Source organism: Pectobacterium nicotianae (assembly GCF_023272715.1).
GTDB lineage: Bacteria > Pseudomonadota > Gammaproteobacteria > Enterobacterales > Enterobacteriaceae > Pectobacterium > Pectobacterium brasiliense.
The window spans coordinates 4,063,403-4,089,933 of record NZ_CP096821.1 but is presented as its reverse complement, the minus strand read 5'-3'; the positions used below and the strand labels follow the sequence as shown (position 1 = coordinate 4,089,933).

The 26,531-nt window shown below is 51.5% G+C and carries 24 protein-coding genes and 1 tRNA gene; 22 read left to right on the top strand and 3 right to left on the bottom strand.

The window, feature by feature from the left end; all coding sequences use genetic code 11:
* The first annotated feature begins 291 nt into the window (after positions 1-291).
* From MYB54_RS18150 to MYB54_RS18125, 6 genes are all read left to right on the top strand, one after another.
* Complete coding sequence (locus MYB54_RS18150) at positions 292-1,047, top strand: AraC family transcriptional regulator (RefSeq protein WP_100017571.1); 756 nt, start codon at positions 292-294, stop codon at positions 1,045-1,047.
* A 62-nt stretch (positions 1,048-1,109) separates the two neighbouring features.
* Positions 1,110-1,793, top strand: a complete 684-nt coding sequence (locus MYB54_RS18145; RefSeq protein WP_248721168.1) for a LysE family translocator — start codon at positions 1,110-1,112, stop codon at positions 1,791-1,793.
* A gap of 81 nt (positions 1,794-1,874) precedes the next feature.
* Positions 1,875-1,948 (top strand) — tRNA-Gly (locus tag MYB54_RS18140).
* Positions 1,949-2,287: 339 nt separating this feature from the next.
* Positions 2,288-2,977 (top strand): PspA/IM30 family protein, encoded by a 690-nt coding sequence (locus MYB54_RS18135; RefSeq protein ID WP_119870598.1) that lies wholly within the window; start codon positions 2,288-2,290, stop codon positions 2,975-2,977.
* Between the two features lie 69 nt (positions 2,978-3,046).
* Positions 3,047-4,819, top strand: coding sequence for a hypothetical protein (locus tag MYB54_RS18130; RefSeq protein WP_248721167.1), 1,773 nt, complete (start codon positions 3,047-3,049; stop codon positions 4,817-4,819).
* 57 nt (positions 4,820-4,876) lie between these two features.
* On the top strand, positions 4,877-5,269 hold the full coding sequence (locus MYB54_RS18125; RefSeq protein ID WP_205594964.1) for a YybH family protein: 393 nt from the start codon (positions 4,877-4,879) through the stop codon (positions 5,267-5,269).
* Positions 5,270-5,393: 124 nt separating this feature from the next.
* Here the strand turns inward: MYB54_RS18125 and MYB54_RS18120 are convergent, their stop codons facing one another.
* Positions 5,394-6,464 carry a DUF1176 domain-containing protein gene (locus MYB54_RS18120; RefSeq protein WP_205594963.1) on the bottom strand — a complete coding sequence of 357 codons (1,071 nt, stop codon included), beginning with the start codon at positions 6,462-6,464 and terminating at the stop codon, positions 5,394-5,396.
* A 376-nt stretch (positions 6,465-6,840) separates the two neighbouring features.
* Here MYB54_RS18120 and lpxP point away from each other — a divergent pair, with 376 nt between their 5' ends.
* Positions 6,841-7,764 carry a kdo(2)-lipid IV(A) palmitoleoyltransferase gene (lpxP, locus tag MYB54_RS18115; protein WP_014914191.1) on the top strand — a complete coding sequence of 308 codons (924 nt, stop codon included), beginning with the start codon at positions 6,841-6,843 and terminating at the stop codon, positions 7,762-7,764.
* A 66-nt stretch (positions 7,765-7,830) separates the two neighbouring features.
* Here lpxP and MYB54_RS18110 read toward each other — a convergent pair whose 3' ends face one another.
* Positions 7,831-9,315 carry an NCS1 family nucleobase:cation symporter-1 gene (locus MYB54_RS18110; protein ID WP_014914192.1) on the bottom strand — a complete coding sequence of 495 codons (1,485 nt, stop codon included), beginning with the start codon at positions 9,313-9,315 and terminating at the stop codon, positions 7,831-7,833.
* A 151-nt stretch (positions 9,316-9,466) separates the two neighbouring features.
* On the opposite strand from MYB54_RS18110, the gene MYB54_RS18105 reads away from it, so the two are divergent.
* The 3 genes from MYB54_RS18105 to puuE are packed head-to-tail and all read left to right on the top strand — an operon-like array spanning position 9,467 to position 11,897.
* On the top strand, positions 9,467-10,189 hold the full coding sequence (locus tag MYB54_RS18105; RefSeq protein WP_014914193.1) for a GntR family transcriptional regulator: 723 nt from the start codon (positions 9,467-9,469) through the stop codon (positions 10,187-10,189).
* A gap of 44 nt (positions 10,190-10,233) precedes the next feature.
* Complete coding sequence (locus MYB54_RS18100) at positions 10,234-10,923, top strand: aspartate/glutamate racemase family protein (RefSeq protein ID WP_219606038.1); 690 nt, start codon at positions 10,234-10,236, stop codon at positions 10,921-10,923.
* 14 nt (positions 10,924-10,937) lie between these two features.
* On the top strand, positions 10,938-11,897 hold the full coding sequence (puuE, locus tag MYB54_RS18095) for an allantoinase PuuE (RefSeq protein WP_248721166.1): 960 nt from the start codon (positions 10,938-10,940) through the stop codon (positions 11,895-11,897).
* 191 nt (positions 11,898-12,088) lie between these two features.
* On the opposite strand, the gene MYB54_RS18090 is transcribed toward puuE, so the two are convergent.
* On the bottom strand, positions 12,089-12,505 hold the full coding sequence (locus MYB54_RS18090) for a hypothetical protein (RefSeq protein ID WP_248721165.1): 417 nt from the start codon (positions 12,503-12,505) through the stop codon (positions 12,089-12,091).
* 215 nt (positions 12,506-12,720) lie between these two features.
* Between MYB54_RS18090 and MYB54_RS18085 the strand changes: the two genes are divergently transcribed.
* The 12 genes from MYB54_RS18085 (at position 12,721) to MYB54_RS18030 (ending at position 26,526) form a co-directional block, all read left to right on the top strand.
* Complete coding sequence (locus tag MYB54_RS18085) at positions 12,721-14,076, top strand: NCS2 family permease (protein WP_014914197.1); 1,356 nt, start codon at positions 12,721-12,723, stop codon at positions 14,074-14,076.
* 280 nt (positions 14,077-14,356) lie between these two features.
* Positions 14,357-16,003, top strand: coding sequence for a Na+/H+ antiporter (locus MYB54_RS18080; protein WP_014914198.1), 1,647 nt, complete (start codon positions 14,357-14,359; stop codon positions 16,001-16,003).
* Positions 16,004-16,360: 357 nt separating this feature from the next.
* Entirely contained in the window at positions 16,361-17,071 is a 711-nt protein-coding gene (locus MYB54_RS18075; RefSeq protein WP_010285248.1) for a response regulator transcription factor, read from the top strand.
* On the top strand, positions 17,049-18,548 hold the full coding sequence (locus MYB54_RS18070) for a sensor histidine kinase (protein ID WP_248721164.1): 1,500 nt from the start codon (positions 17,049-17,051) through the stop codon (positions 18,546-18,548). The genes MYB54_RS18075 and MYB54_RS18070 overlap by 23 nt, the downstream gene beginning before the upstream one ends.
* Before the next feature lie 314 nt (positions 18,549-18,862).
* On the top strand, positions 18,863-19,084 hold the full coding sequence (locus MYB54_RS18065) for a Flp family type IVb pilin (RefSeq protein WP_010285252.1): 222 nt from the start codon (positions 18,863-18,865) through the stop codon (positions 19,082-19,084).
* 7 nt (positions 19,085-19,091) lie between these two features.
* Positions 19,092-19,643, top strand: coding sequence for an A24 family peptidase (locus tag MYB54_RS18060; protein WP_014914201.1), 552 nt, complete (start codon positions 19,092-19,094; stop codon positions 19,641-19,643).
* A gap of 46 nt (positions 19,644-19,689) precedes the next feature.
* The gene (cpaB, locus tag MYB54_RS18055) at positions 19,690-20,640 is read left to right on the top strand and encodes a Flp pilus assembly protein CpaB (RefSeq protein WP_039515221.1); all 951 of its coding nucleotides are present in this window, start codon (positions 19,690-19,692) and stop codon (positions 20,638-20,640) included.
* A gap of 82 nt (positions 20,641-20,722) precedes the next feature.
* Positions 20,723-22,162 carry a type II and III secretion system protein family protein gene (locus tag MYB54_RS18050; protein WP_248721163.1) on the top strand — a complete coding sequence of 480 codons (1,440 nt, stop codon included), beginning with the start codon at positions 20,723-20,725 and terminating at the stop codon, positions 22,160-22,162.
* A gap of 21 nt (positions 22,163-22,183) precedes the next feature.
* Positions 22,184-22,870 (top strand): CpaD family pilus assembly protein, encoded by a 687-nt coding sequence (locus tag MYB54_RS18045; RefSeq protein ID WP_180774842.1) that lies wholly within the window; start codon positions 22,184-22,186, stop codon positions 22,868-22,870.
* A gap of 14 nt (positions 22,871-22,884) precedes the next feature.
* Complete coding sequence (locus MYB54_RS18040; protein WP_014914205.1) at positions 22,885-24,084, top strand: CpaE/TadZ family protein; 1,200 nt, start codon at positions 22,885-22,887, stop codon at positions 24,082-24,084.
* Positions 24,085-24,123: 39 nt separating this feature from the next.
* Entirely contained in the window at positions 24,124-25,527 is a 1,404-nt protein-coding gene (locus MYB54_RS18035) for a TadA family conjugal transfer-associated ATPase (protein ID WP_248721162.1), read from the top strand.
* Between the two features lie 18 nt (positions 25,528-25,545).
* A complete protein-coding gene (locus MYB54_RS18030; RefSeq protein ID WP_248721161.1) occupies positions 25,546-26,526 on the top strand; it encodes a type II secretion system F family protein in 981 nt (326 codons plus the stop codon).
* The last annotated feature ends 5 nt before the right edge of the window (positions 26,527-26,531 follow it).

Sequence of the window (26,531 nt, the reverse complement as noted above, 5' to 3'; positions counted from 1 at the left end):
TGAACACCTCCCTGTGCGCTCGGCTTGCGCGGATATGAATCTCATCCTGAGATTCACCCTTGCAGGGCCGTCGCTAGCGACGTTCAAAAACGTTCCTGACGTTTTTGTCCCTGGCGCAAACGCTTTACTCTTCTATTCCGTTACTACCGTTTTTTTTCGGCGAATGGGTTTACTAACTATCTGGCACGACATAACCGCGTTTTATCTCCGCATTTTGCCGTCATTCTGTGATTGTCGCCCAACGGGGGAAGATGCTATTTTCAGGCATTCATTCACTGCCGGAACACCCTCATGATGACGTACCGCGATGCCTGGTTCGAACTGGCGCTGTTAACTAATGGCCGCAGTTTTCCACGGCATACGCACGACGAGTTTGTCATCAGCGCCAATCTCAGCGGGCTGGAAACGGTCTGGCTGGATGGAGAGACCTTTGTTGCCACCAACGATATGGTGACGACCTACAATCCCAATCAGCTACAAGGTAGCGACAACGCGTTTGACCGCTGGCAGTGCGCATCCTTGTACGTTCACCCACAGGCATTCGAACATTATTTCCACCAAACCTTTCGGTTCTCACGGGGCTGGAATCCGTCAGCGCAGTTGGCGTCTGAGTTAAAACAGCTCGTCACGTCTGATTTGGACGACAGCACGCGTCAGGAGCGTATTATCCTGCTGCTGGCGGGGTTGATGGAAAATCAGCATCATGTCCCGTCTCAGGGACAGGTCAAAGAAGCAGAGCGGATCACGCGGATTAAAGACGGGTTGCTGAACGATCTTAGCGATGTCCCCACGCTCGACCAGCTCGCGCAGCAGGAAAACCTGTCAGTCGCACATCTGGTACGCTCGTTTAATCAGGCAGTCGGACTACCGCCGCTGGCGTGGCTGATGCAGCGACGCATGTGTAAAGCGCGGGAGCTGCTGCGGCAGGGCGCTGCGATTAGTCAGGTTGCGGGCGATGTCGGGTTTGCCGATCAGGCGCATTTCACCAAGGCTTTCAATCGTTATAACGCCATGACGCCGGGGCAATTCCGCCGTATCAATTTTTGACAATACAGCGTTTCCCTTCGACTCTACACTCGCCTTATTGCTTAACGCTCGAAGGGAATACCATGCTGTTAGTTGTCTTCACGGGGATGCTGCTATCCCTGTCGCTCTGTCTCGATCTGGGAATGGTCAATACCGCGATTATTAACCGTGGGCTGCGGCACGGCGCGCGCTCGGCGTTTTATATCGGGCTGGGTTCCTGTTTCGGCGATCTGTTTTATGCCACGCTGTCAGTGCTGGGTCTGGCGGTGGTGTTTAACCTGACGTCCGTCCGCTGGGTGTTATGGATTGGCGGCGGGCTGATTCTGATCTGGATGACGTTCAGCATGGCGCGCGCGGCATGGCGTGACTATCAGGTTAAACGCTTCGCCGACCTGTCTGCGACAGCGAATACGGCGGATTTTACTGCGCCCCCAGCCCGCTATACCGAGTTTTTCAGCGGCGTCGGTATGGCGCTGGCGTCACCGACGGCGTTACTGTGGTTCGCTGCGATTGGTGGCACGATTATCGCGCAGTCTACCGATGGCTCTGCTTTCATGATCGGCCTGTTTCTTCTCGGCTTTTTCGTCGGCGGCGTGCTGTGGACGTTCTTCCTTGCCGCGTTGGTGAAGTACGGTCAGCGTCTGCTGAAAGAACGGATCTCATTCTATTGCAGCCTGATTTCTGCGCTACTATTTGCCTACTTTGCCTGGCACGTCATTTCCAATGGCTATGAGACGCTGTTTCTACCGCTCTCCACAGCCGCATAACCGGCTAAAACATCAGCACTTTGCCGGGTTTTTTACTTGCTCGGCAACGGCATAGCGCTATAATGCCAGTCGCTTCTGCGTGCGAGTGTAGTTCAATGGTAGAACGGCAGCTTCCCAAGCTGCATACGAGGGTTCGATTCCCTTCACTCGCTCCAAGTTCTCTTCTCTCAATGTCCATCAAATCCAGCAATCACAAGGCTTCACGCTACTTCTCAGTCGTTTAGGGAAATAACGCGTCTATGACCGGACATCGGCTCACTCTGAGTATTCAGGCAATGGGACTAATGCCAGTGTTAGACAAATTGTATGAACGTCGATCCACCTGGAAATGTCGCAACGCTTTGAAAATATAAAGTTTATTTCTAATAATTTGTTTATATTTTACAAAATATCTTATAAATTATAGGAGAGAATTTTATTTAAAGGATTAGCGCTGATTTTTTAAGTGCCAGGTAAGTTTAATACTAATAATTTTAAACAAGGAGAGGTGTTGCATGAGTCTTTTATCTAAAATAATGACACAAATTAAGGGCTTACTTCATGATTCCGTAGATAAGGCATCTGATGACGGCCGTACTGCACGCCAGCTTATTCGTGATGTCGGTGAGAATGAAGAAAAAATCAAAGGGGCTTTAGTCGAAGCCAGATCTCAAGCGATTATTGCTAAACAGAAAGTCGAAGATAAACAATCTGCAATTGCTCTGTCGAAAAAACGAGCGGCAAAGGCTATTGAGTTGGACAAGGAAGATTTGGCAAGAACTATTCTTTTTGAAAAAAGACAGCAGGAAAGTGATTTGGTCGTGCTTCAAAACCAACAAGCTAAATTTGATAATATTGTAGTTACATTAACTTCACGCTTTAATGACATTCAGAAAAAACGCTCTGAAATGGAAAGAAAGGCAGATAGTATCGACTTGCGTTCTAAAGTTGCTGCGGCAACTGAAGAAGCTACAAAATTACTTGATGTAGGTAATTTTTCTTCTTATGACAGCGCTTCTAAAGTATTTGACCGTTTAGAAGATAATATTGCAAAAAAAGAGGCAAGATCGCAGGCTCGTGGTGAGTTTATTGATGCAGAGAAAGATAAGCAAGACGAGTTGGCTTCTCTTGATAGACATGGTCTTGATGAGTCAATTGAAGATGAGTTAGCGGCATTACGTGCTATGAATAAAAAGCAAGAATAAAATAATAGTCATCTTCGAAGGTATAGGAATATACCTTCCGTTTTTTTCCAGTAAGAGATAAGAGGTTATATGAAAAGTGTCAGTTACTCTATTATTAAAAGTCTTCTTTTTTCGGTAGCTATTCTTTTTTTTATGGGAGTGACAAGTGGAACTGATTTTTCACCACAAAAAGCCATTGCTGCTCAAAAGCAAGAGGTGCCTAAACCAAGTGAAATAAAAGCAGCTGTTAATAGTGGTAATTGGATATTAGCTCATACTCTTATCAAAAAAGTAGTGGTAGCTCATCCAGATAAACCTCAGTCTTGGTATATGAGGTCTCAGATTGAAGAGCGATTAATTCCAAGTGGAAAAGCTACACCACAAGACGCGTTAGCTTCTTTAAATAAGGCGATGGAGTTAGACCCTACTTATTCTTTTGGTACTTCTTATGAGAATGTAACAGAACTGCATGATAGATTAACGACGAAGGTTAATGTTTCTGAAGGTAAACTTCAAGTATTTACTCCAGATAACGACCCTATTCTTAACAAGAGTAAGGTTATTACACCATCAGAAACAGAACCTTTAGTGACTCAAGAGATAAATAGGTTAAGTGATAATAAGAAATTAGAAAACATTATTTCAGCTTCAGAAGTGGTCGAAGAAGCTGAAGGCGATTCTTCAAATATTACCGAGTATCTTGTTGTTATATTTATCGCCCTTTTCCTCTGTTGTTGTGTCTATTCCTCATTTAAAGAAGAGAAGGAGGGGCTTAATAAAGCGAAAGAAAAAGAATTAAAAAGAATTAAATCATTGAGCTTGGCTACACAATTAGATGATATGTTATCTAAGGATATTTCATATATCGAACTGGATTTGCCTCGTGAGTTCGATAGCGAAAGCATTATTATTAAATATAAAGAGAGAAAACAAGAGCTTGTTTCTATAATGGAAGCGCTTTTGGATAAAGGTCGGCAAAGCATTGCAGACGAAATTACTAAATTAGATGAGTTATCAGAGTGTCATGTTACTGAACGGAATATGATAAAGCAGGCTGTTGAAAAAACTAAATTCCATATGAATGGTGTTGAAAGTAAGCATGGTAAAGAGCTATTTGAAAAAATAGAAAAAACGTGTTTGACGTTTTTATGTGATAGGCTTAAAAAGATTGATGATGTTATTAATGAATCACCAGGGAACTATAGTTCCATGTTGAGGATTTCATTAAAGAATGTTTCTCATTCCTTTGTCGAAATTCAAAAAGATAATAATGAGATTTGGATGAGAGCAACTGATGTTAATGTTTATTATGATAATGTGGTTTCTGAAAGAATTGCTGATAAATTAAAGGCAATAATTATGGGGTTTTATTTCTTTGAGGGGCTTTTTGAGAAAGAAAAGCAAATCTATCGAGATAAAATGGAAGCCCAGCGTAGAGCGTTAATTGAAGAGGATTTGCGGATCAACAGGGAGATGGAAGCGAGCGCAGCACATAAGAGAGAACAAGAAATTCGTGAGCAAGAAAGGATGATGGAAGATGAGGAACGTCGTAATAATCCACCAAGGACGATATATCACAATCGATCAAGTAATAATGGTGGAGGTTTTCTTTCGGGGTTTATCGCAGGTAGTATTTTGAATAGTGGTAATAATAAGTCTAATAACGGCAATTCTACTAATAGCGGTACTACTAGTTCTAGTAAAAATAGTGGTAGCAATAATCGTTCATCATCTGATTCTATCTTTGATTTTGGAAAGAGCGATAGTGGGAAGAGTAATAGTGGATTTGATTTTGGTAAAAGCAGTAAAAGCAGTGGTGGTTTTGATTTTGGTAGTAACAAAAATAATGATGATAAATGGTAAGTTTGAAATTATTCATACTATGAAATTTTCTGTGCCACGTTACTGAGGTCAATGCTTATGAAACCGCATCCGATACGCGAAATTATTGAAGCCTGTGATAAAGCAATCTCTGAGCACAATTTTGATGCTCTGATGAGTTATTACGCTGAGGATGCGGCACTGGTTATCAAGCCAGGCATGGTTGCGAGAGGCAAAGATGATATAAGAAAAGCATTTGTCGCTATTGCCGATTATTTTAAAAACCAACTCGTTGTTGAACAAGGAAATATGCAGGTCATTGAGGGCGGTGGAGATGCTTTAGTTATCATGGAAACCGTTCTTCATTATCCAGATGAGCAGGGGAGTATTGTCACCACCACGCGACGAGCGACCTACGTGTTCAGGAAAGACGCTGATGGGAACTGGCGTTGCACGATTGATAACTCCTATGGAACGACACTTCTTGACTGATTCTGTTGAGCTAATGCAGGCGCGGTTATTCTGACGCGCTTTACTCTGATTGTATTAACGTGGCGGCGCTAACATGTCCGCTACTATGATTGAATTTGAGGCCAGCGAGTGGCCTCAATTCCTTTTATTTACCCGGTTTCACCACCGTCGTCGTCCAGTAGGGTAAATCCCAGGTGCCGCCCAGGCGGATCATACGGCATGAGCCTGTGAACGATGCACTGCTCTGCTGGAATGCTTTGCCATCCCATATCCATGCGTTATAGCTCATGCAGTCCGCGAGTCCGCGCCCTTTATGCGCAGAGGTAATTTCACCGTTTTCGTAATCTGTGCCATCTGTCGTCACGAGCTGTGGCTGAGTCTGCATGGCGTTATCGATGACCCAGTAGGCGTAGCCTTCGTTATAAGCCGCGCGCCAGCAAAGGGTGCTGAGCAGGGACATACTGTCATTGAGTGGTGTGAGTTCAATCGGTTCTGCTGCTCTGTCATCCTGTGGTAGAAAGTCATAGCAGTTATCTTCCTTTAGCGTCTTGAGCAGTTTTTTCTGGATAGCCGACTGTTCCGCGTCCGTCAGAGTCCGCGATGCCTCCTGCTTAGTGATTGCTGCGTAGATAACGGGGGCAGTTACAGCAGATAACTCACTGCTTTTATTTCCTTTTTTGGTGATGGCATCCGTTGTCCCGATGCGACCTTGTTTCTCATCCATTTTTAGCAGTACCGCGTAGGCACCCGCCCCAGACAGTTCGGAAACGACGCCATTGTGATGAAACGCCACTTTCCCGCTTCCTTTTAGTGCCTGTAGGACGAGGGGAACCTGTGTCTCATTGAGCTGCCAGAGGTTGTCTCCGGTTGAGATGAGTCGTCCTTTATCCACGCCGTCAATGGTTAGCGTGAGTGTGGTGCTTTTAGGAATTGCCTGGTATACCTCTGCGAGTATAACGTCGGCCGTTATTGGCGTATTTTGCCCGGCATGACGTGTGAGAAGCAGTGAGACACCGGGAATATCTTCCTCTTCTCCTGTGTACTTCTCTTCTGGCGAGTAGCCGGCAGCCCGACACGTTAGCGTGTTATCACAAACCACTTCCCAGTCTTTATGAAAGAAAGTGCTATCAGCGAAGGTTGTGGCAAACGCCAGAACAGGAATCCCCGTGATCAGTATGGTTAGCATAGAGAGGCGGGCAGGGAGAGAAAAAGTCATTTTCCATCAAGTCCTTGATTACGTTTTGGCTTGCTGCTGGCCTATTTTCGCTGCCAGAAAGCCAGTCACTTTTTTGGTATATACCAAGATGTTAGCGTTAGACGGCGTGATATTGCGAATATTTCTTGTCCGACCACTCCTTTATTAAAGGTGAATCGGGTATGATGCCGCTGCCGTTAACCGTTCATCGGCTGCTCAAAATCCCCTCTGTGTTATCAGCATGTTTATTCTGCTTTTTAACCTCACGCGTGATAACGGCCAGAAACAGTTTTCCACACAGTTGAAACGATCCCTATAAAAAAGTGTCATGATAGATGTAGCGCGATGAGAACGACTCTTTATGCGGTACGCTGTTAATCACTTAAAGACGAGTATCATGAAGATTAAGCAAACATTTACCAGGGCATTACTCCACCCGCGCTATTGGACAACTTGGTTTGGTCTTGGCGTGCTGTTTTTATTAGTTCAACTCCCTTATCCGCTGCTGATGAAACTCGGGAGCAGTGCAGGTCGTCTATCTCGTATCTTTCTTAAACGCCGGGTGTCGATTGCCCGACGCAATCTTGAATTGTGCTTCCCTACGATCTCCAACGATGAAAGAGAAGCGATGATCGACAATAACTTCGCTTCGCTCGGGATGGCATTAGTCGAAACCGGTATGGCCTGGTTCTGGTCCGATCGCCGCGTGCGCCAGTGGTTTGATGTTTCAGGGCTGGAGCATTTACAGCACGCGACCGCAAAAGGTCAGGGCGTAATGGTGATTGGTATTCACTTTATGTCGCTTGAGCTGGGCGGTAGGGCGATGGGGCTGTGTCGACCGATGATGGCGATGTACCGTCCGCACAATAATAAAGCGATGGAAATGGTACAAACCTGGGGACGGTCTCGTTCCAACAAAGCGATGATCGACCGTAAAGATCTGCGTGGCATGGTGCAAGCGCTAAAACGGGGTGAAGCGGTATGGTTCGCTCCCGATCAGGACTACGGCCCTAAAGGCAGCGTTTTTGCCCCGTTCTTTGCGGTGAAAAATGCGGCAACCACGAGCGGCACGTACACGATTAGCCGTCTCGCAAAACCGGCGATGATGACGACAGTGCTGATTCGCAAGCCCAATGCCTTGGGTTATCAACTGGTGATTCAGCCTGAATTACAGGATTATCCTTATCACGATGAACAGGCTGCGGCGTGTTACATGAATAAGGTGATTGAGAAAGAAATCATGCGTGCACCCGAACAGTACCTCTGGCTGCACCGTCGCTTTAAAACCCGCCCGGCAGGGGAAGTGTCCCTCTATGCCTGATGAGAACTGCGCCTGATGCGAAGTGCCGCACCGGTTTTCATGCGGTGCGGCACTGCTGATGGTGCTTTATTCTTTTTCTAACAGTAGCCCGCGTGGAGCGAAGGATTTTTTCATCGCGCCAACGCATTCGCGGCGTGCCAGATAGCGGTAGCAGCCAGCAGCAAGGAATGCGCCGATAAACCAGCTGAAGTTGGCCGCATCGCGCCACTGTGGCGTGAAGGTGATAATCAGCCCAATAGTCACCGCGGGAATTAACGCCATTATCGCATTCGGATTAAAGCCGTTTCGATACCAGTACTTCCCTTTTGGCGTCGCGTCGAACAGATCGTCCACATAAACTTTCCCTCCTTTGATGACATAGAAATCCATCAGCAGAATGCCGAACAGCGGGCCGATAAAGGCACCGAGTACGTCGAGCGTGTAGTGAATCAGCTCTGGCGAGTTGAAGAGATTCCACGGCGTGAGCAGTACGGATCCGACTGCGGCGATCATACCGCCCGTGCGGAAGCTGATACGCTGCGGCGAACAGTTGGAAAAATCAAACGCTGATGAGACGAAGTTAGCAACGATATTGATCCCTATGGTGGCGATAATCATAGTCAGCACGCCAAGCGCGACGGCAAAGCCGCTGTCAATATGCGAGACGGTTTCAATCGGGTCGGTAATCATGCGGCCGAATAATGACTGTGTTCCTGAAACGATCACCACGGTGATAATAGAGAACAGCAGAAAATTGAACGGCAGACCCCAACGGTTGCCCCGACGGATTTCCTGCATGCTTTTACCGTAGCGAGAAAAGTCACCGAAATTCAGCAGCGGGCCGGAAAAGTAGGAAACGACCAGCGCAGTGGCGGTGAGCATTTGCCAAAGTTGTTCGCTGGTTGTAAGTGTTTTGCTGGTCAGCGTAAAAGAAATATTCTCCCATCCGGTCTGGTAAACAATCCAGATCGCAAGCGCCGTCATCACCACATAAACCGCCGGGCCTGCAAAATCGATAAAGCGTTTAATCGCGTTCATGCCATGCCAGAACACGAGAGCCTGCAGGAACCACATGATGCCAAAGCAGATCCATCCCAGTGCTGACAGGCCGAGCCAGTGACTCTGTGTCAGTGGGGAGAGCGCAGGATAAAACTTCAGCAGAACCAGCATGAGTGCATGCGCGGCCAGATATGTCTGAATGCCGTACCAGGCAAAAGCGATGAGGCCACGAATGACGGCGGGAATATTTGCGCCGAAGACACCGAATGCCTGACGGCAAATCACTGCATAAGGAACGCCGCTCATCTGGCTGGGCTTCGCGACCAAATTTGCACAGACCTGCACAATGCAGATGCCCACAAGCAGGCACAGCAACACCTGCCAGCTTGCCAGCCCCAGCGCGAAAAAGCTGGCTGCAACCACGTATCCGCCCATGCTGTGCACATCTGACATCCAGAATGAAAAGATATTGTACCAAGACCAGGTTTGGGTACGTGTCGGTGCCAGATCCTCATTGCAGAGTTTTGGACTGTACGCGTTGCTACCATTACCTGTAATCATTTTTTCTGGCATGGAATCTGCTCCTTTTACCCTAGTCGTGAAATGAATGACGTTATGTATGTAAAAAAGGAGTTGCATTAATCAGGCCAAAATTAATTTCTTGTATACATATTTTATGTTTTTTGTGTACGATTTGATGAGAATGTGACAACGAGAAGAGCGAATGAACTACACTTACGGACTGGGAAATGAGCAGTTTTTGCAGCAAAAAGATGATGTTATCTATCAGGCTCTGCTCAACGCTATCGTCGAACACCAATTACTGCCGGGCACCAAATTGCCGGAGGAAGCGCTGGCAGAGGTGTTTGATGTGAGCCGAACGGGAATTAGAAAAGTCTTACAACGTCTTGCTATGGTGCAGATGGTGACGTTAACGCCCAAACGTGGTGCGCAGGTGTCGACCCCCTCCGTTGAAGAAGCGCAGGAAATTTTCCAGACTCGCCGCTTTATTGAGTGTGCCAATCTGTCTGAAGTGGTGCTGCACTGCCAGTCTCCTCACTTGACGGCGTTAGAGCGGCTGATCGCGGCAGAGCAGCAGGCACACGCAGACCAAAACGGTGCGGAAGCGATCCGCCTGTCTGCTGCATTCCATATTCAACTCCAGGCGATCTCTGGCAATACCGTGCTAACAGGAATCGTGTCGCAGCTGACGTTGCGCTCATCACTGGTTATCGCGGCCTATGGCACGCCGTGGCAGCAGGGGTGCCGATGCCACGATCACCACGATCTGCTGGCGTTACTACGGGACAAAAATGTCTCAGGGTTAGCGGAAGCGATGACGCAGCATTTTGATGACATTGTTGCCAGCCTGCGTTTTGACCGGGATGACAACGTGGAGCCGGATTTCCGCCGACTGTTCGGCCATATTAAGGAGAAGCTCGCGTGAAACCTTGCGTAATTCAGGTGATTAACCCCAATACCAGCCTTGCCATGACCGAAACGATCGGTGCCGCGGCTCGCGCTGTGGCATCGCCAGGAACGGAGATTGTCGCGGTGTGTCCTTCTCAGGGCGCGCCGTCTATTGAGGGACATTTTGACGAAGCGATAGCCGCGATTGGCGTGTTGGAACAGGTGAAGCTGGGGAAAGCGCAGGGCGTTGACGGGCACATTATTGCCTGCTTTGGCGACCCAGGCCTGCTCGCGGCCCGTGAAGTGGCCAGCAAGCCGGTCATCGGCATCGCCGAAGCTGCCATGCATATGGCGACGCTGGTGGCAACGCGTTTCTCGATTGTTACCACATTACCGCGCACCGTCATCATCGCCCGCCATTTACTACAGCGCTATGGCTTTGAACATCACTGTGCTGCGCTGCACGCGATCGATCTGCCGGTGCTTGCGCTGGAACAGGATAGCGGGATCGCACAGAACAAGGTGCGTGAATATTGTATACAGTCTCTGCGTCAGGATGGCGTGGGAGCGATTGTACTTGGGTGTGGTGGAATGGCCGATCTGGCGCAGGAACTGACGCAAGAACTGTCGATTCCTGTGATCGACGGCGTCAGTGCTGCCGTCAAGCTGATTGAGTCATTGTCGGCACTGGGATTGACGACCAGTAAACAGGGCGATCTGGATTACCCGATTGCCAAGCCGCTGAGCGGCATGTTTAGTACGCTGCGTTAAAAAAGGGAAAGGACATGATCACAGCACCTGCTGCAATGATGTACGGCATTGAGAGCGATTATCCGCGTGACCTGATTGGATATGCGGGACAGCCCCCGCATGCTAACTGGCCTGAAAATGCACGCATTGCCGTGCAGTTTGTATTGAACTACGAGGAAGGTGCGGAAAATAACGTCTTACATGGTGACGCCGGGTCCGAGCAATTTCTGTCCGATATTATTGGTGCGGCGAGTTATGCCGATCGTCATATGTCGATGGATTCGCTGTATGAATATGGATCACGTGCCGGTTTTTGGCGTATCCATAATGAGTTTCAGCGTCGCGGGTTACCGTTGACGGTATTCGGTGTCGCAATGGCATTGGCGCGCAACCCCGCCGTGGTCGAGGCGATCAAGTTGGCTAATTATGACGTAGTGAGCCACGGCTGGCGCTGGATTCATTACCAGCATATGGATATCGACACCGAACGCGAGCACATGCATAAAGCCATTACTGTGCTGACGACGTTATTTGGTCAGGCTCCGCTTGGCTGGTACACCGGCCGCGACAGTCCTAATACCCGCCAGTTGGTCGTCGATAACGGCAACTTTTGGTACGACAGCGACTACTACGGTGACGATCTGCCATTCTGGATGCCAGTCAAAAAAAGCAATGGTGAGGTGCAGCCGCATCTGATCGTGCCGTATACGCTGGATGCTAATGATATGCGTTTTGCCTCACCACAGGGGTTTAACAGCGGAGATCAGTTTTTCACCTATCTGAAAGACAGTTTTGATGTGCTCTACGAGGAAGGTGAAACCGCACCTAAAATGCTATCCATCGGGATGCACTGTCGTTTGCTAGGGCGCCCAGGCCGTTTTCGTGCGTTACAGCGTTTTCTGGATTACGTTCAACAGCATGAGCGAGTATGGATTTGCCGCCGTCAGGATATCGCCGAGCATTGGCGTCAGCATCATCCGTATGTCGCGCCGTAAAACACAGAGAATACCGGAAACAAAAATGGCTACCGGATGGCAGCCATTTTAGGGTGGTTAACGTACTTGAGTACGATTAACGGAAGATAGCGTGGGGGTTAACACCGCGATAGGTTTTGCCCAACGCTTTTAATATTTGATTGATTTTGCGGACAACGCGCATCTTTTTTATCCCCACGATTCTTAAATAATTATTGGTTGAAAGTACCAAAGTTGATGTTGATGTTTTCAAACATAGCGATGATTTTGTTCAGCAGTTTCATGGTCATTTCCTCGTTGTTAGTTGATTTGTTTTCTGTGATGCTGTTCACGTTTTTAAGAATACTCGCACTGATACGGGTGGTCAACTTTTTTGTGATGCGAATCACAAAAAAATGAACGATCAGTTTGTGAGGAGTAAACCGCTGTTTTGATTTCCGTCTAAGAACCCTTTCTGCTTTTTCTTCATACTGACCCATTTTCTGCGGGTGGCCTGATTGAGCATTACCTGTACTGGCTGTGCGCTTCGTTATCGGACAGATGACGTGAGATAGGTAAATTGTCTCGATTAGCAGTTGAAATAAGCGCGGGTGAAGCGGGATAATCACGCGCTTCACATTGCCTGACACCGTCTTATCCAGCTTGCTTTAGTTCAGCCTGTTTTTGATACAGCAGTGTCTTGATATAGCAACGTTTTCCAGCTTTGCATCCAGCGAGTTAATCGTTTGCGTGCGGGGTTATACGGTTCATGATGCGCCAGCGATGCTGGTGCGTTCGCGGAACAAGGCCGCGGGAACCGTCAGAATCGATCTTAAATAATAATGGCATTTCAGGGGATACCACCATGTCAAACACCACCCGTCAGGCAGGCTCGCAAGGCTCGCTTGATGCTTTTTTCAAAATTACACAGCGCGGCAGTAACGTGCGTCAGGAAGTGTTAGCTGGCCTGACGACGTTCCTGGCGATGGTTTACTCCGTGATTGTGGTGCCGAGTATGCTGGGCAAGGCCGGCTTCCCGCCGGCAGCCGTGTTCGTTGCAACCTGTCTGGTTGCCGGGCTGGGGTCGCTGCTGATGGGATTGTGGGCCAATCTGCCGATGGCGATTGGTTGTGCGATTTCGCTGACGGCATTCACCGCGTTCAGTCTGGTGCTGGGGCAACAAATCAGCATTCCTGTAGCGCTGGGTGCGATTTTCCTGATGGGGGTGCTGTTCACCATCATTTCCGTCACGGGTATCCGCTCCTGGATCTTGCGTAATCTGCCGATGGGCGTGGCGCATGGTACGGGGATTGGTATCGGTCTGTTCCTGCTGATTATTGCCGCCAACGGTGTCGGTCTGGTGGTAAAAAACCCGATTGACGGCCTGCCAGTCGCGCTGGGTGATTTCACTTCTTTCCCTGTCATTATGTCCCTGCTGGGGCTGGCGGCGACTATCGGTTTAGAGAAGCGTCGCGTACCGGGCGGTATTCTTCTGGTTATCATCGCGATCTCTATTCTGGGGCTGATTTTTGACCCGAATGTAAAATACGCTGGCTTCTTTGCGCTGCCGAGCCTGACGGCGGCTGACGGTTCGTCGCTGATCTTCAGTCTGGATATCATGGGCGCATTGCAGCCGATGGTTCTGCCGAGCGTGCTGGCGCTGGTGATGACCGCCGTGTTCGATGCCACGGGTACGATCCGCGCGGTAGCCGGACAGGCGAACCTGCTGGATAAAGACGGACAAATCATCAACGGTGGTAAAGCCCTGACCGCAGACTCCGTGAGCAGCATTTTCTCCAGTCTGGTCGGAACGTCTCCGGCAGCGGTTTACATCGAATCCGCAGCGGGTACGGCAGCCGGTGGTAAAACGGGCTTAACGGCAACCGTTGTCGGTGTCCTGTTCCTGCTGCTGCTGTTTGTGTCTCCGTTAGCGTATCTGGTGCCTGGCTATGCCACAGCCCCCGCGCTGATGTACGTCGGCCTGCTGATGCTGGGCAACGTCTCCAAACTGAACTTTGATGACTTCGTCGATGCCATGTCCGGTTTGGTATGTGCCGTATTCATCGTGCTGACCTGTAACATCGTGACCGGTATCATGCTGGGCTTTGGCGCGCTGGTATTAGGCCGCATTTTCTCCGGCGAATGGCGTAAACTGAACATCGGCACCGTGGTGATTGCTGTCGCGCTGGTGGTGTTCTACGCTGGCGGCTGGGCGCTGTAATCCTTTCCAACAGACCTTCTGGCGCCGTCCAAAAGGTCTGTCATTCCTCGTCTTTCCTTCCTCTTTCCCTTCCTTATCGTTTCCGACGCCAAACGCGATTTTATGTGCCTTTTTATTGGCTTTGGGTTGATGTTACTTGTGTGATAATCAGAGAAGTAATTACTTTTCTTCTTCACCCAGAAATCCATTTTCATACCGAGCTAAATGCGTTAAATATGGAAGAGCAGTTTGCTCGCTAACAGGCAGAATTTTTTGATTTAGGAGTACGTCTAAGGAAAGCATGGAAATATTTTTTACGATTCTTATTTTGACCCTGGTTGTATCCCTGTCCGGGGTCGTTACCCGCATTTTACCTTTTCAAATCCCTCTGCCTTTAATGCAAATCGCGCTTGGTGCCATCCTTGCCTGGCCCCAGTTTGGTTTGCACGTTGATTTCAATCCCGAGCTGTTTATGGTGCTCTTCATTCCGCCGCTGCTGTTTGCCGACGGCTGGAAAACGCCGACGCGTGAGTTCCTGAGGCATGGCCGGGAAATTATTGGTCTGGCGCTGGTTCTGGTGCTGATTACCGTGGTGGGCATCGGCTATTTCATCTACTGGATGGTGCCGGGCATGCCGCTGATTGCGGCCTTTGCGCTGGCCGCCGTGCTGTCGCCGACGGATGCCGTCGCGCTGTCTGGCATCGTCGGTGAAGATCGTATTCCGAAAAAGCTGATGGGCATTTTGCAGGGCGAAGCGTTGATGAACGATGCGTCCGGTCTGGTGTCGCTGAAATTTGCTGTCGCGATTGCGATGGGTACGATGGTGTTTACGGTTTCCGGTGCGACGCTGGAATTCATGCAGGTTGCGTTGGGCGGGCTACTGGCGGGCGTCGGCGTGACCTGGCTATTCGGTAAATCGCTGCGCGCTATCAGCCGCTGGAGCGGTGATGATGCCGCGACGCAGATCGTGCTGCTGTTGCTGCTACCTTTCGCCTCGTATCTGATTGCCGAACACATCGGTGTGTCGGGCATTTTGGCGGCGGTGGCGGCGGGGATGACCATCGGGCAATCGGGCGTCATTCGTAGCGCGCCGCTGACGATGCGGCTGCGTGCGAACGGCGTGTGGTCGATGTTGGAGTTTGTGTTTAACGGCATGGTGTTCATCATGTTGGGCCTGCAATTGCCGGACATCCTGGAAACCTCGGTAACGCAGGCAGAGCTGGATCCAACGGTTGAAACCTGGATGCTGTTTACCGATATCGTGATTATCTATGGTGCGCTGCTGCTGCTGCGTTTCTGCTGGCTGTGGGTGATGAAAACATACAGCACGCACATCCAGAAAAAGCGCCCGATGATCTTTGCCGAGTTTTCCACGCGCGAGCTGTGGATTGCGTCCTTTGCCGGCGTGCGAGGGGCGATTACGCTGGCGGGCGTGCTATCCATTCCGCTGCTGCTGACGGATGGCACCGCGTTCCCATCACGCTATCAGCTGGTGTTTATCGCTACGGGCGTTATTTTGTTTTCTCTGTTGTGTGGCGTGCTGGCGTTGCCGTTTCTGCTGCGTGGTGTGGTGGTCGCGGACAAAGCCGCGCATGCCAAAGAAATCCGCATGGCACGCATGGCGGTGGCAGAAGTGGCGATCAAAAGTATGCACAAAATGGAGGAGCGTCTGGCCGCCGATCGAGAGGAAAACATTGATGAGCAGGTGCTGAAAGAAGTCAGCGCGCGCGTCATTGGTAATCTGCGCCGACGGCTCATTGATAAAGACGATCCTGAAAATGGCCTGCTGATTGAGAATCTGGAGCGGCGTTTTCGTCTGACCGCGCTGAATTCCGAACGTGCGGAGCTGTATCACCTGCGTGCCACGCAGCAAATCAGCAATGAGACGTTGCAAAAAATGCTGCGCGACCTCGATCTGATGGAAGCGCTTCTGATCGAAAATGAGTAAGACGCGGTGAGACGATCCCCGTTACCGCGTTGATTTCTTTCTCTTCTCTTTTCTTCCTCTGCATCCCCATGGCGTAAGCGATGGGGATGTTTTTTATGCGCCCAGCCTAAGAACGACGTCAGGCGATTGTAAACTGCTTGTCACTAAATGATAATGATTGTTATTATCCGTAGGACTTTTCTCATAAGTGAAAAGTAGAGCAGTAAAAAAACAGAAAACTAAAAAACCAGAAGCACAAAACGGCCCGCACGGTATCAACATCGTGTGGGGTGAATGGCTGTTTGAAGGACCAGATAAAATAAACGGACATTAACCCTGAATTAATTATGTAATAAGCCACGTTTATAGGGGAACATTATGCGTGTATTAGTGGTTGATGATGATTCTGTGCTGTGCCATTGGCTGGGGTCTAAATTACATTCCCACGGCCATTCTTGCCGAATGGTGCACGATGGCGCACACGCATTAAAAGCGATCAAGGATGAAGTTTATGATGTCGTTCTGTTAGACAGAATGTTACCCATCATGGATGGATTTACGGTATTACGTGAATTACAAGGCTCACGTCATCCGCCTATTATGTTGCTCTCGGCGCTGGATCGTGATGTCGATCGGGTGATGGGTTTAGAGCTTGGTGCGGAGGATTATCTCGGCAAGCCTTTTAATTTTAATGAGCTTAGATTACGTCTGGATATTATGGCGCGGCGCGGTAAACGCCATGTCGATAATCCTTCTATGCTGACCTTTGAAGACCTGCAGCTTGACCGTATGCAGCGCGTTGCATGGCGCGGTGGTAAGCGCATCGACCTGACCGATAAAGAGATCAAGTTGCTGATTATATTGATGGAAAATCCGGGGCAGGCGATTACGCGTACGATGCTGTTAGAGCGCGTATGGGGTTATAATTTTGATCCGCAGACCAATCTGATCGACGTTCATATGTCAAAACTGCGGGCAAAAATTGATAAAGGCTTCCCGCGTCCATTAATTAAAACGCTAAGAGCGATGGGCTACGCATTAGGCGCGGTAGATAAGGACAAAACCGATGTTGGCAGCCACGCTGAATAAAATAAAAATAAAGAAGCTCGGGCAGCGCTGGCAGGTAAAAATAAAACACTGGCAATTACTGGGGGCAAGCCAATATCCCGGCTTTTTGTGCACCTCTAATTTTCGCCAGGCAATAACCATTGTTTTTCTGTTCTTATTGATGATGCTGATGTGTATTGTCGGCTTCAGTTCATTAAGTGAAACGCTGATTAGAACGCATGTCCGCGAAGTTATTCTGGGTAATATTTACGACTATTCGATGCAGTCGCGTTTAACGAATGCCGATAGCCTGATTACGCAATTACGGCAGGATAATCGCGCGAAAGGGGATGAATTACCGCTGTTTCTGGTGATGGATAAACACGGTGATATTCTGTATCACAATCATCCATTAAGAGCGCATCCACTCCCTCCCCATTCTGCAAACTCACACCCTCTGGAAATGCGGCAGCATACCGATTGCCAGATGGATGTCAGCTGTCTTAAAGCCGAAATCTCCAGCTCTGACGACCCGGATCTGATCGGTTTGTCCGTGATGTTGGATGACGGGGGCGTGCTGTTTACCGCTTACAACATTCGGCCCATGTTAGAGAGGGTGAGGACCATCCCGCTCGTGGCGGGGGCGGGACTGTTTGTCGTGCTGCTTTTCTGCCTGTTTGTCAGCCGCCATTTCAGCTTACGCAGCTTGCGCAGCGTGGAGAAAATCCGTGCGGCGCTGCATCGCTACAGCAGCGGTGAACAACAGGTGCGTATGCCGCTGTCGCCTTACGACGATGATTTTGACAGCCTGAGTGCCGATATTAACCAGAATCTGGAACGCATTGAGCGCCTGATGGAGCAGGTGCGCAGTACCTCCAGCCATGTTGCGCATGAACTGCGTACGCCGCTGACGCATCTGCAAAATCGCCTGTTCAATCTGACAGAGCGGGCAGGGCTGGATAACGACATTCGTGATGAGTTGAATCTGGCGGTGGACGAGGTGCATAAAATCCTCGGGCTATTCCGTACCGTGATGCGCATCGGTGAAATCGAAAGTGGGCGCTGTGTGCACCAGTTTGAGAACATTGAAGCGCGCCAACTGCTGGAAGAAATTGCCGAATATTATCAGCCGCTGGCGGAAGAGCGCGGCTGTCGCCTGAAGATTGAAATTAAAGCCGGAATTCAGCTCTTTGGCGACCGGGCGCTGTTGTTTCAGGCATTGGCCAATCTGGTAGAGAACGCGCTGAAATACGCGGCGCAGGGAAAATACATCACGTTGAGCGTGACGCTGTACCGTGGCTGGATCGCCCTGAGCGTTGCTGACCGCGGTCCGGGTATTCCGCCGGCGCTGCATGCTAAAGCGTTACAACGCTTTCAGCGGCTGGATACCTGGTTTCAGTCTGGCTACGGGCTGGGATTATCTCTGGTTCAGGCAATTACCGACCTGCACGGTGGCAAACTCTATCTGGACTCCTCAGAGCCGGGACTGAACGTTTATCTGTGCCTTAATCGCTGCTAATCCTCTTTTTTCCTCGATGAATACGACGCGTGGTAAGTGGGTTTTCTCTGCTTACCACGACGATTTTCTCTTGATTGTTTATGAATATCCCTGCAAAAAACATGAATATTTATTAATTTTTCCTGCAATGTAAAGTGTGTTAATTATTGATTTATATTGATAATTTTTTGTATGGAAAGATTAACGAATATTAATGTTCTACTGCTTGCGGCTCTTGATAATAAGTCTCATTATTAATCTTATTATCATCATGGCTCCCCCCGAATTTCCGAGTAGGCCATGATTTCTTTGCCTGCGGATTAGAGAGTCTTCCCATGAAAAATATGAAAGCGAAACTGCGTTCTTTCCTGCGTGACGAGAGCGGTGTAACGGCAATCGAATACGGCATTCTTGCAGCGGCGATGGCGGCAGCTATCGGCGCTATTTTCGGCGGTGACGGTATCTTCGTGAAAGCGCTGAATGAGAAATTCAGCCAAATCGCCGATCAAATCACCGGTACGGGCACCAGCGGCGGTACATCCGGCGCAGCGAAATAAGTACGAGATGGCGGATTACGCGCACTGGCCGCAGACGGTACTGCTGATGGGGTGCCTGCTGTGGTGTATCAGTACCGACCTGTTAGTACGCAAAATTACGAATCAGGCGGTACTGATTTTATTGCTGGGCTGGCTGTTTTTCAGCGCTTCACATGTCCTGCAATCCGGCGCGTTAGATATGTTGGCACTACAGAAAACGCTCTGGGCGCTGCCAGGCGCGGCGGCAGTACTGGTTGTGGGATTTTTGCTTTTCCTCACCGGCAGATTAGGCGCCGGGGATGTCAAGCTGATGAGTGTGCTGTGCCTGTGGGTTGGGCAAGGACACCAGATCGTTTTCGTCATGGTGACGGCGCTGGCTGGCGGTGTTCTGGCGCTTAGCTTGCCGCTGCTGAATACCGTACCCACAGCGGTGGCGATGGGCATTCAAACCACCAACCGGATATTCAAGAGTCGGTTGCCTATGCCACCCGCGTTGCCCGCCGATCTTTCTCAAGGCATACCTTACGGCGTCGCCATTGCGTTCGGCGCGATGTATGTCCTGATTTTTCCCTTGTTTTAATTCTGTCGCAGCTTTAAGACACACACGCTAGGGTAGGCAAGTTGAAATGAAAGTGAACTCTACATACGTACTGTCAGGCGCACTCGTGCTGGCAGGCATTGTTGCGCTGATGGTGCGTAGCCATCTCTCTTCTGAACCCCCTGCGCCGCCTCCGGCAGTGGTTAAAGCGCCGGAACCGATCGCTGTTCTGGTCGCGGCGAAAGATCTTCACCCTGGTGATTTCATTGATTCCGCATCACTGCGCTGGCAAACCACTGATGAATCAGTTTCCCGTTCGTTTAACTTCGTTCGCGGCCAGGATAGCCAGTCTCTGCTATTTGGCGCAACGCTGCGTGAAACCATCGCGGAAGGTGCGCCACTGACCAGTAACGTATTGGTTAAGCCGAATGAGCCGGGTTTTGTCGCTGCCGTACTGCGTAAAGGCATGCGTGCCATTTCCGTTCCGACCAGTGCGGTTGCCAGCAATGCCGGATTAGTGACGGCGGGCGACCGTGTCGACATCATCCTCAGTATGAAAAGAGACGATCAGGCAGAGCTGCCGCCAAGTCGTCTCCAGCCCATTGTTATGCCGCTTTTGGCTTCGCAGACCATCGTGCGCGACTTGCGTGTATTGGCGCTGAATGAACGAACCGATGCACCGATCTACCCACGTACGGATGTCAGTGCGGAAGACGGTAGCGGGCTGGGTGCCACGGCGAAAAGCCGTGAATCTGCCACGGCAGGCACCCGTTCGCGAACGGCGACTTACCAAACCGTCACGTTGGAAGTGACCCCGCAGCAGGCCGAAGTGCTGGCTGTTGCCAAAGAGCTGGGCATGCTGCACTTGGCGCTGCGCAGCGCCACGCCGGATGAAGCGGCCGATCCGCTGACGGGGCGTCCACTTGTGACGACCGTGCCACAGGCGACGGACATCTACGGTGCGTTTTCCAGCGGGGGTCATAAGGTCAAAACGTATCGTGCTGAGCAAAAAGACGTGGTGACGTTCCCCTCCCGATAGAACGAGTACGCAATCTGACAGCCTGCGGGGAGAGCCGCGAGCTGCTCATGGAAAAATGAAGCCCATTACGGAAATTAAGTAAATGACGATGTTTTCGCTGTTTTTGAAATCGGACTTTCGGGGTACGTGCAAACGATTGCTGGCCGCTGGCCTGTTTAATGCGGTATTGCCTGTCACGCTGACGACGATGATGTTGCCTGCAACCACGCTGGCGGCTGGGGTATCGGTAGCGCCGGTAACCGATGAGGTGCACCTGACTGTGAATCAGGGACGGTTACTGCATCTTGATGCGCTGCCGGACAGCGTGCTGGTGGCCGATCCGAGTATTGCCAGTTTCGAATTGCCTTCACCGGGTAACCTGTTTGTCTACGCCAAAAACGTCGGTACTACCACGCTCTACGCGATGGATGAAAATGGCAATGTGATCAACGCCATTCGTCTGGTATCCGAGCATGATTTGAAAGCGCTGGGTGAGCGCATGAAGCGTGAATTCCCCGGTGCGGATATCCAACTGGAAGCCTCGATTCCCAGCGGTGTGATTGTGCGCGGTAGCGTCGATACCCCGCAGGATGCCAAACGCGTCATTGACAGCATACAGACTTACATCAAGTCATCTGTAGGCGGTGGTCAGGGCGGCGGTGGAGGCGGTGGCGAAAGACTGCCGGGCTCCAGCGAAACGTCCGGTAACGTAGTGAACCAGCTAAAAATCAAAACGCCTTCGCAAATCAATATTCAGGTGCGCGTGGTGGAAGTGTCCCGCAAGTTAACCAGCGAACTGGGCTTCAACTGGGCGGCATCACTGAGCACTGGCAGCGGCAACATGACCGCAGGCAGCGGATCGCGTCTTAATCTGTTCAACGCCACGACCGGGAGATTTGCTAACCCAACGGATGCGGGCTTCCTGAACTTCGGCCGTTCCAGACTGAGTGGCTTGTTAACCGCGATGAACCAGCAGGGCATGGCGACCGTGTTGGCTGAACCCAACCTGACGGCGATGTCAGGGGAAACCGCTGCGTTTGCCGCAGGGGGCGAAGTGCCAATCGTCCTGATCACCAACAACAGCGTCAGTATCGATTACAAATCCTACGGTGTGATTCTGCGCATGACGCCAACTCTGCTGTCTGCTAATCGCATCAGCCTGCACATTGCACCGGAAGTCAGTGAGCTAACCGACGTCGGTTCCGTACAGCTGGAAGGTGGATCGCGCATTCCGGCCTTAACCGTACGCCGTGCGGATACCACGGTAGAGCTAGCCAGCGGACAGAGTTTTGCACTGGCGGGGATGCTGCGCAGCGCCGGTAGCCAGACGATCAACGGCGTGCCGGGATTAAGCAGCGTTCCGATGTTTGGCCGCCTGTTTGAAAGCGAAGCTACCAGTCAGGAAGAAACGGAATTGGTGATTATCGCGACCGCCTATGTCGTTGAGCCGGTTAACGCGGGCGATCTTCAGACGCCGGGACAAGGCGTGAAAATGCTGGATTCGTCCATGCCGCGCTCTGCATCTATCGGCTATCTCTACTGAGTCCGCGAGGGGCAATAAAACATGAAAACGATCAACAACAGTTACCCTCAGCTTCGCCCACTGCACATGCGTGTGGCGGTGCTTACCGCCGTTGTTCTGCTGGCGGGATGTGGATGGAATAAGCCGATTAACGACGTCCGTATGCAGCGCTTCGATCAGCCTGGGCTTCAACCGATTGCCGTCCAGCCTTCATCGGTATCAGTACCGTTACTGGTTGCACCGAACGGGCGCGGGTTCCTTCCTGAATCCCTGAAACAGCTGAATATCATGCTGAAGGATCAGGGACGGCTATCCGCACAGACGCTGACGCTTATCCCGCACAGCACAAGCGGTGAGCAGATGGCAGGACGACTGGCTACCGTGCTGAAAAACGCCGGTGCTAATCCACAGAATGTGAAGCAGATGCGCCGTTCTACGGCGAGTGGACAGAATGGCGATCTGGAAGTGATCTCCGAGGCGCTGGTGGTCAAAACCACCCGCTGCACGATCAACGACCCCAATCAGCTGATGGTGAAGCCCTATGAGGCAATTGGTTCTCTCGGCTGCGCCACGCAAAACAATCTGGCGATGATGGTCGCCGAACCACGCGATCTGATTCAGGCCAAAGCGCTGGATAGTGCGGATGGCGTGGCGGCGGTCAATAGCATCGAACGCTATCACAAAGATGAAGTGAAAGAGCTCATCGACATTAACTTTGAAGAAGATTAAGGGCGTGACATTCCATGAGTGAAATTACCCCTAACGATGGTGAAGAACTGGCGTTACCGCTGGTGGCGTTTGCCAATGACGTACGCGACGTAGCCGATATCGGCGATCTCTTTACTCGCCTGAAACAGCCGGATGTACCGGTGATGTCCGGCGGTATCGCTGCGGCGCGTCAATGGTGTGAACTGAATGTCCCGCCGCGCATTTTGCTGGTGGATCTGGAAGGGGCGCACTGGCCGCTTCCGGCACTCGAAGAGCTGCTGAGCGTCTGCGGCCCCACCAGTCAGGTGATTGCGACGGGCAAAGAACAGGATGTCGGCTTGTACCGCGCCCTGCTTCAGGCGGGCGTGGTGGATTATCTGGTGAAGCCGTTCACGCTGGATCTGCTGGCGGCAACGCTGGCGAAGTGTGAAGGCCAACAGGCCGGACCGGAATATGCCCGCATGGGCAGGACGATTGCGGTCGTCAGCGCCAGCGGCGGAAGTGGTGCCAGTACCGTGGCGATGGGGCTGAGCCGCCTGCTGTCCGGCGAGCGTCATTTGCCTGTGGCACTGGTGGATTTTGACCGTCGTAACGGCGACCAACTGCTGTTGCAGGGGCAAACCGATGACGCGGGTTTGGCGGCGGTGTTGGGAACGCAGGAACTGGATACCCGACTGCTGCAACGCGCCATGCTGCGCGTGGATACCCGTCTGCACCTGCTGGCACAGAAGCCAGAGCTGGGAGAATTGGCCCCGGTTGACGTCGATAACGTGCTGAATCTTGGCGGTGCGCTGTGCCGCATGTTCAATCAGGTGATTTGGGATCTGCCCAGTAGCTACCCGACCGGTGCACTCGACGTGCTGACCTACGCGGATCTGCGCATCATCGTGACGGAATTGACGCTTCAGGATGCGCGTAATGTACGGCGCGTGCTGAATGAGATCGGCGACGAAAGCGAAGGACAGCGTCTGTTGCTGGTACATAACCAGAGCCGTTTTGCTACGACCGCGCCGTTAAGCCGCGATCAGTTCGAACAATTTACCGGCCGGAAGATTGATGTCGTGCTGCCGAATGCGGGTCACGCGCTGTCACAGAGCCTGACGCTCGGCGCACTGAATCTGGCCGCGGCACCCGCTTTCCAGCAGGGATTACGCCAATTGGTCGATCTGGCCTGCGGCGTACGTGCCAGACCGGCGGAAAAACGCTGGTTCTCGCGTTGGTTAAAACGCGCCTGATGATGTTCAGCGTTCACCGTTTTTCAAAGGGTTACGGACATGTTGATTCGTAAGAATAACCTGCAAAAAAGTGAAGCAGGAAAAAGCACGCCTCAGCCTGCGCCTGCTGCCAATGTGGCAGAACTGAAAACGCGCCCGGCTGCGGAGAACCGCACACAGCCTGCGGCGAATACCTCTTCTGGAGCGGCACCGGCTGCCCGCCAGACGGACAACCGAAACAGCCAGCGTCGGATTATCCGCGCACAGCTCTACGATCAGATCGACGCGGGTAAAGCGGCGATGATGGGACGCGACAAGCTGCTGGTGCAGATCGAAACGGTGATCCGCCGCATCTGTGATGAGCAGCGCTTGCAGCTTTCTCGCCAGGAAGAGGAAGCCATCGCCACCGAAATGCTGGATGAGATGACTGGGATCGGGCCGATCCAACCGCTGCTGTCGGATGACACGGTCAACGATATTCTGGTCAACGGTGCCGGTCAGGTGTTTGTCGAGCGTTTTGGCAAGCTGGAACTGTCGCCGATTACCTTCATTGATGAAGAGCATGTGTTTAACACCGCGCAGCGTATTGCCGCTGCGGTGGGGCGTCGTATCGACGAAGCCAGCCCGATGGTAGATGCGCGTCTGCCGGACGGTAGCCGCGTCAACGTTATCACCTATCCGCTGGCGATCGACGGCACCACGATCTCGATCCGTAAGTTTATGCGTCGCAACCTGTCGCTGGAAATGCTGGCAGAGCGCCGCTGCATGTCCTATGCGATGGCGGATGTCCTGAACAAAGCGATGCAGGCGCGCGTTAACGTGATTGTCTCGGGCGGAACGGGGGCGGGTAAAACCACCTTACTGAATGCGCTGTCGCAGAAGATCGGCAGTACCGATCGCATCATCACCATCGAAGATGCCGCCGAGCTGCAATTGCAGCAGGAGCACGTGGTGCGGCTGGAAACGCGTCCGGTCAGCGCCGAAGGCACGGGCCGCGTCGATCAGCGCGATCTGATGCGTAACGCCCTGCGTATGCGCCCTGACCGCATCATTCTGGGTGAGGTGCGCGGCGGCGAAAGTTTTGACATGTTGCAGGCGATGAACACCGGTCACGACGGTTCGCTGTGTACGGTGCACGCCAATACCTCGCGCGATGCGATACAGCGTCTGGAAAACATGGTGATGATGGCGAACATGCAGCTGCCGCTGATGGCGATCCGCCGTCAGATCGCCAGTGCGGTTCACCTGATCGTGCAGATCGAACGTATGCGCGACGGCATGCGCCGCGTGGTATCCATCACCGAAGTGTGTGGCATGGAGAACGAAGTCATTCAGCTTCAGGATCTGTTCAGCTTCAACATTCAGGGGATGGATGGACAGGGTCTGTTGACCGGTGAATATGTTCAGCACATTCAGCGTCCGCAGTTCTACAGCGATAAAGCGCATCTGTTTGATGCGCAATGACGGGCTGAGGAGACGCCGATGAGTGATTTACGCCTGAATCTGATCACGCTGCTGGTATTTTGCAGCGTGCTGATGCTGTTTCTGGCGGTCAACGCCTGGAAAAAGTCACGGCAGCAGCGCATGCAGCGCGAACAACGCTGGCAGCAGATTTTGAACGAGGTCAGCCCGTCGGCTGCCACCGTAGCGTCTGATTCCATTCTGCGTGACGAAATCAGAACGCCGCTGATGGGTGTCCCAGTTATTGGGCGCTGGCTGGCGATCCTCTGGGCGCAGATGACGTTCATCGGCTGGAAAAAGAACCTGCTCCAGCGCTCTCTTTCGCTGGCGGCGGTGAGCTTGATTCTCGGCATGATTCTGGGACAACGGACCCTGCTGCCGCTCACAATGGGGCTGATATTTACGCTGATGCTGTTTATCAGCATCGGCATGCTGCTATTCCGTTCGACGCTGCAAAAACACCTGAAAGCGCTGCGCGAAAGCCTGCCGGAAGCCATTGATGCCATTACCCGCAGCTGCCGTGCCGGTGTACCGGTGGCGAATACCTTCTCAATTGTCGCGGAGCACCTGACCGGGCCGCTGGCGAATGAATTCAAGACGATCGATCACTGGCTGCGGCTGGGGATTCCGCTGCGTCAGGTGATCCAGGCCTCGGCTACACGGGTGCCGATGTCCGAATACCGTTTCTTCGTGGTGATTTTGATCATCAATCAGGAAGCGGGTGGGCGACTGGGGGAAACGCTGGAGCGTCTGTCCGCTACGCTGCGTGAACGTCGTGAATTGCAACTGAAAGTGCAATCCAAAACGTCGGAAGCGCGGGCATCCGCCAAGATTGTCGCCGCACTGTTCCCCGGCTGTCTGGCCTATCTGTACATGAAGTCACCGGAGGATTTCAGTTTCTTATTCTCCGATCCGGTAGGAACGACGGTACTGATTTACGCCTTGTGCAGCGTCTCGGTCGGTATGTTGATCACGCACGTGATGGTTAAACGGATAGGGTAAAGGGA

Coding starts and splice junctions, on each gene's coding strand:
- MYB54_RS18150 (WP_100017571.1), top strand. CDS start 292: ATGATGACGTACCGCGATGCCTGGTTCGAACTGGCGCTGTTAACTAAT.
- MYB54_RS18145 (WP_248721168.1), top strand. CDS start 1,110: ATGCTGTTAGTTGTCTTCACGGGGATGCTGCTATCCCTGTCGCTCTGT.
- MYB54_RS18135 (WP_119870598.1), top strand. CDS start 2,288: ATGAGTCTTTTATCTAAAATAATGACACAAATTAAGGGCTTACTTCAT.
- MYB54_RS18130 (WP_248721167.1), top strand. CDS start 3,047: ATGAAAAGTGTCAGTTACTCTATTATTAAAAGTCTTCTTTTTTCGGTA.
- MYB54_RS18125 (WP_205594964.1), top strand. CDS start 4,877: ATGAAACCGCATCCGATACGCGAAATTATTGAAGCCTGTGATAAAGCA.
- MYB54_RS18120 (WP_205594963.1), bottom strand. CDS start 6,464: ATGACTTTTTCTCTCCCTGCCCGCCTCTCTATGCTAACCATACTGATC.
- lpxP (WP_014914191.1), top strand. CDS start 6,841: ATGAAGATTAAGCAAACATTTACCAGGGCATTACTCCACCCGCGCTAT.
- MYB54_RS18110 (WP_014914192.1), bottom strand. CDS start 9,315: ATGCCAGAAAAAATGATTACAGGTAATGGTAGCAACGCGTACAGTCCA.
- MYB54_RS18105 (WP_014914193.1), top strand. CDS start 9,467: ATGAACTACACTTACGGACTGGGAAATGAGCAGTTTTTGCAGCAAAAA.
- MYB54_RS18100 (WP_219606038.1), top strand. CDS start 10,234: ATGACCGAAACGATCGGTGCCGCGGCTCGCGCTGTGGCATCGCCAGGA.
- puuE (WP_248721166.1), top strand. CDS start 10,938: ATGATCACAGCACCTGCTGCAATGATGTACGGCATTGAGAGCGATTAT.
- MYB54_RS18085 (WP_014914197.1), top strand. CDS start 12,721: ATGTCAAACACCACCCGTCAGGCAGGCTCGCAAGGCTCGCTTGATGCT.
- MYB54_RS18080 (WP_014914198.1), top strand. CDS start 14,357: ATGGAAATATTTTTTACGATTCTTATTTTGACCCTGGTTGTATCCCTG.
- MYB54_RS18075 (WP_010285248.1), top strand. CDS start 16,361: ATGCGTGTATTAGTGGTTGATGATGATTCTGTGCTGTGCCATTGGCTG.
- MYB54_RS18070 (WP_248721164.1), top strand. CDS start 17,049: ATGTTGGCAGCCACGCTGAATAAAATAAAAATAAAGAAGCTCGGGCAG.
- MYB54_RS18065 (WP_010285252.1), top strand. CDS start 18,863: ATGAAAAATATGAAAGCGAAACTGCGTTCTTTCCTGCGTGACGAGAGC.
- MYB54_RS18060 (WP_014914201.1), top strand. CDS start 19,092: ATGGCGGATTACGCGCACTGGCCGCAGACGGTACTGCTGATGGGGTGC.
- cpaB (WP_039515221.1), top strand. CDS start 19,690: ATGAAAGTGAACTCTACATACGTACTGTCAGGCGCACTCGTGCTGGCA.
- MYB54_RS18050 (WP_248721163.1), top strand. CDS start 20,723: ATGACGATGTTTTCGCTGTTTTTGAAATCGGACTTTCGGGGTACGTGC.
- MYB54_RS18045 (WP_180774842.1), top strand. CDS start 22,184: ATGAAAACGATCAACAACAGTTACCCTCAGCTTCGCCCACTGCACATG.
- MYB54_RS18040 (WP_014914205.1), top strand. CDS start 22,885: ATGAGTGAAATTACCCCTAACGATGGTGAAGAACTGGCGTTACCGCTG.
- MYB54_RS18035 (WP_248721162.1), top strand. CDS start 24,124: ATGTTGATTCGTAAGAATAACCTGCAAAAAAGTGAAGCAGGAAAAAGC.
- MYB54_RS18030 (WP_248721161.1), top strand. CDS start 25,546: ATGAGTGATTTACGCCTGAATCTGATCACGCTGCTGGTATTTTGCAGC.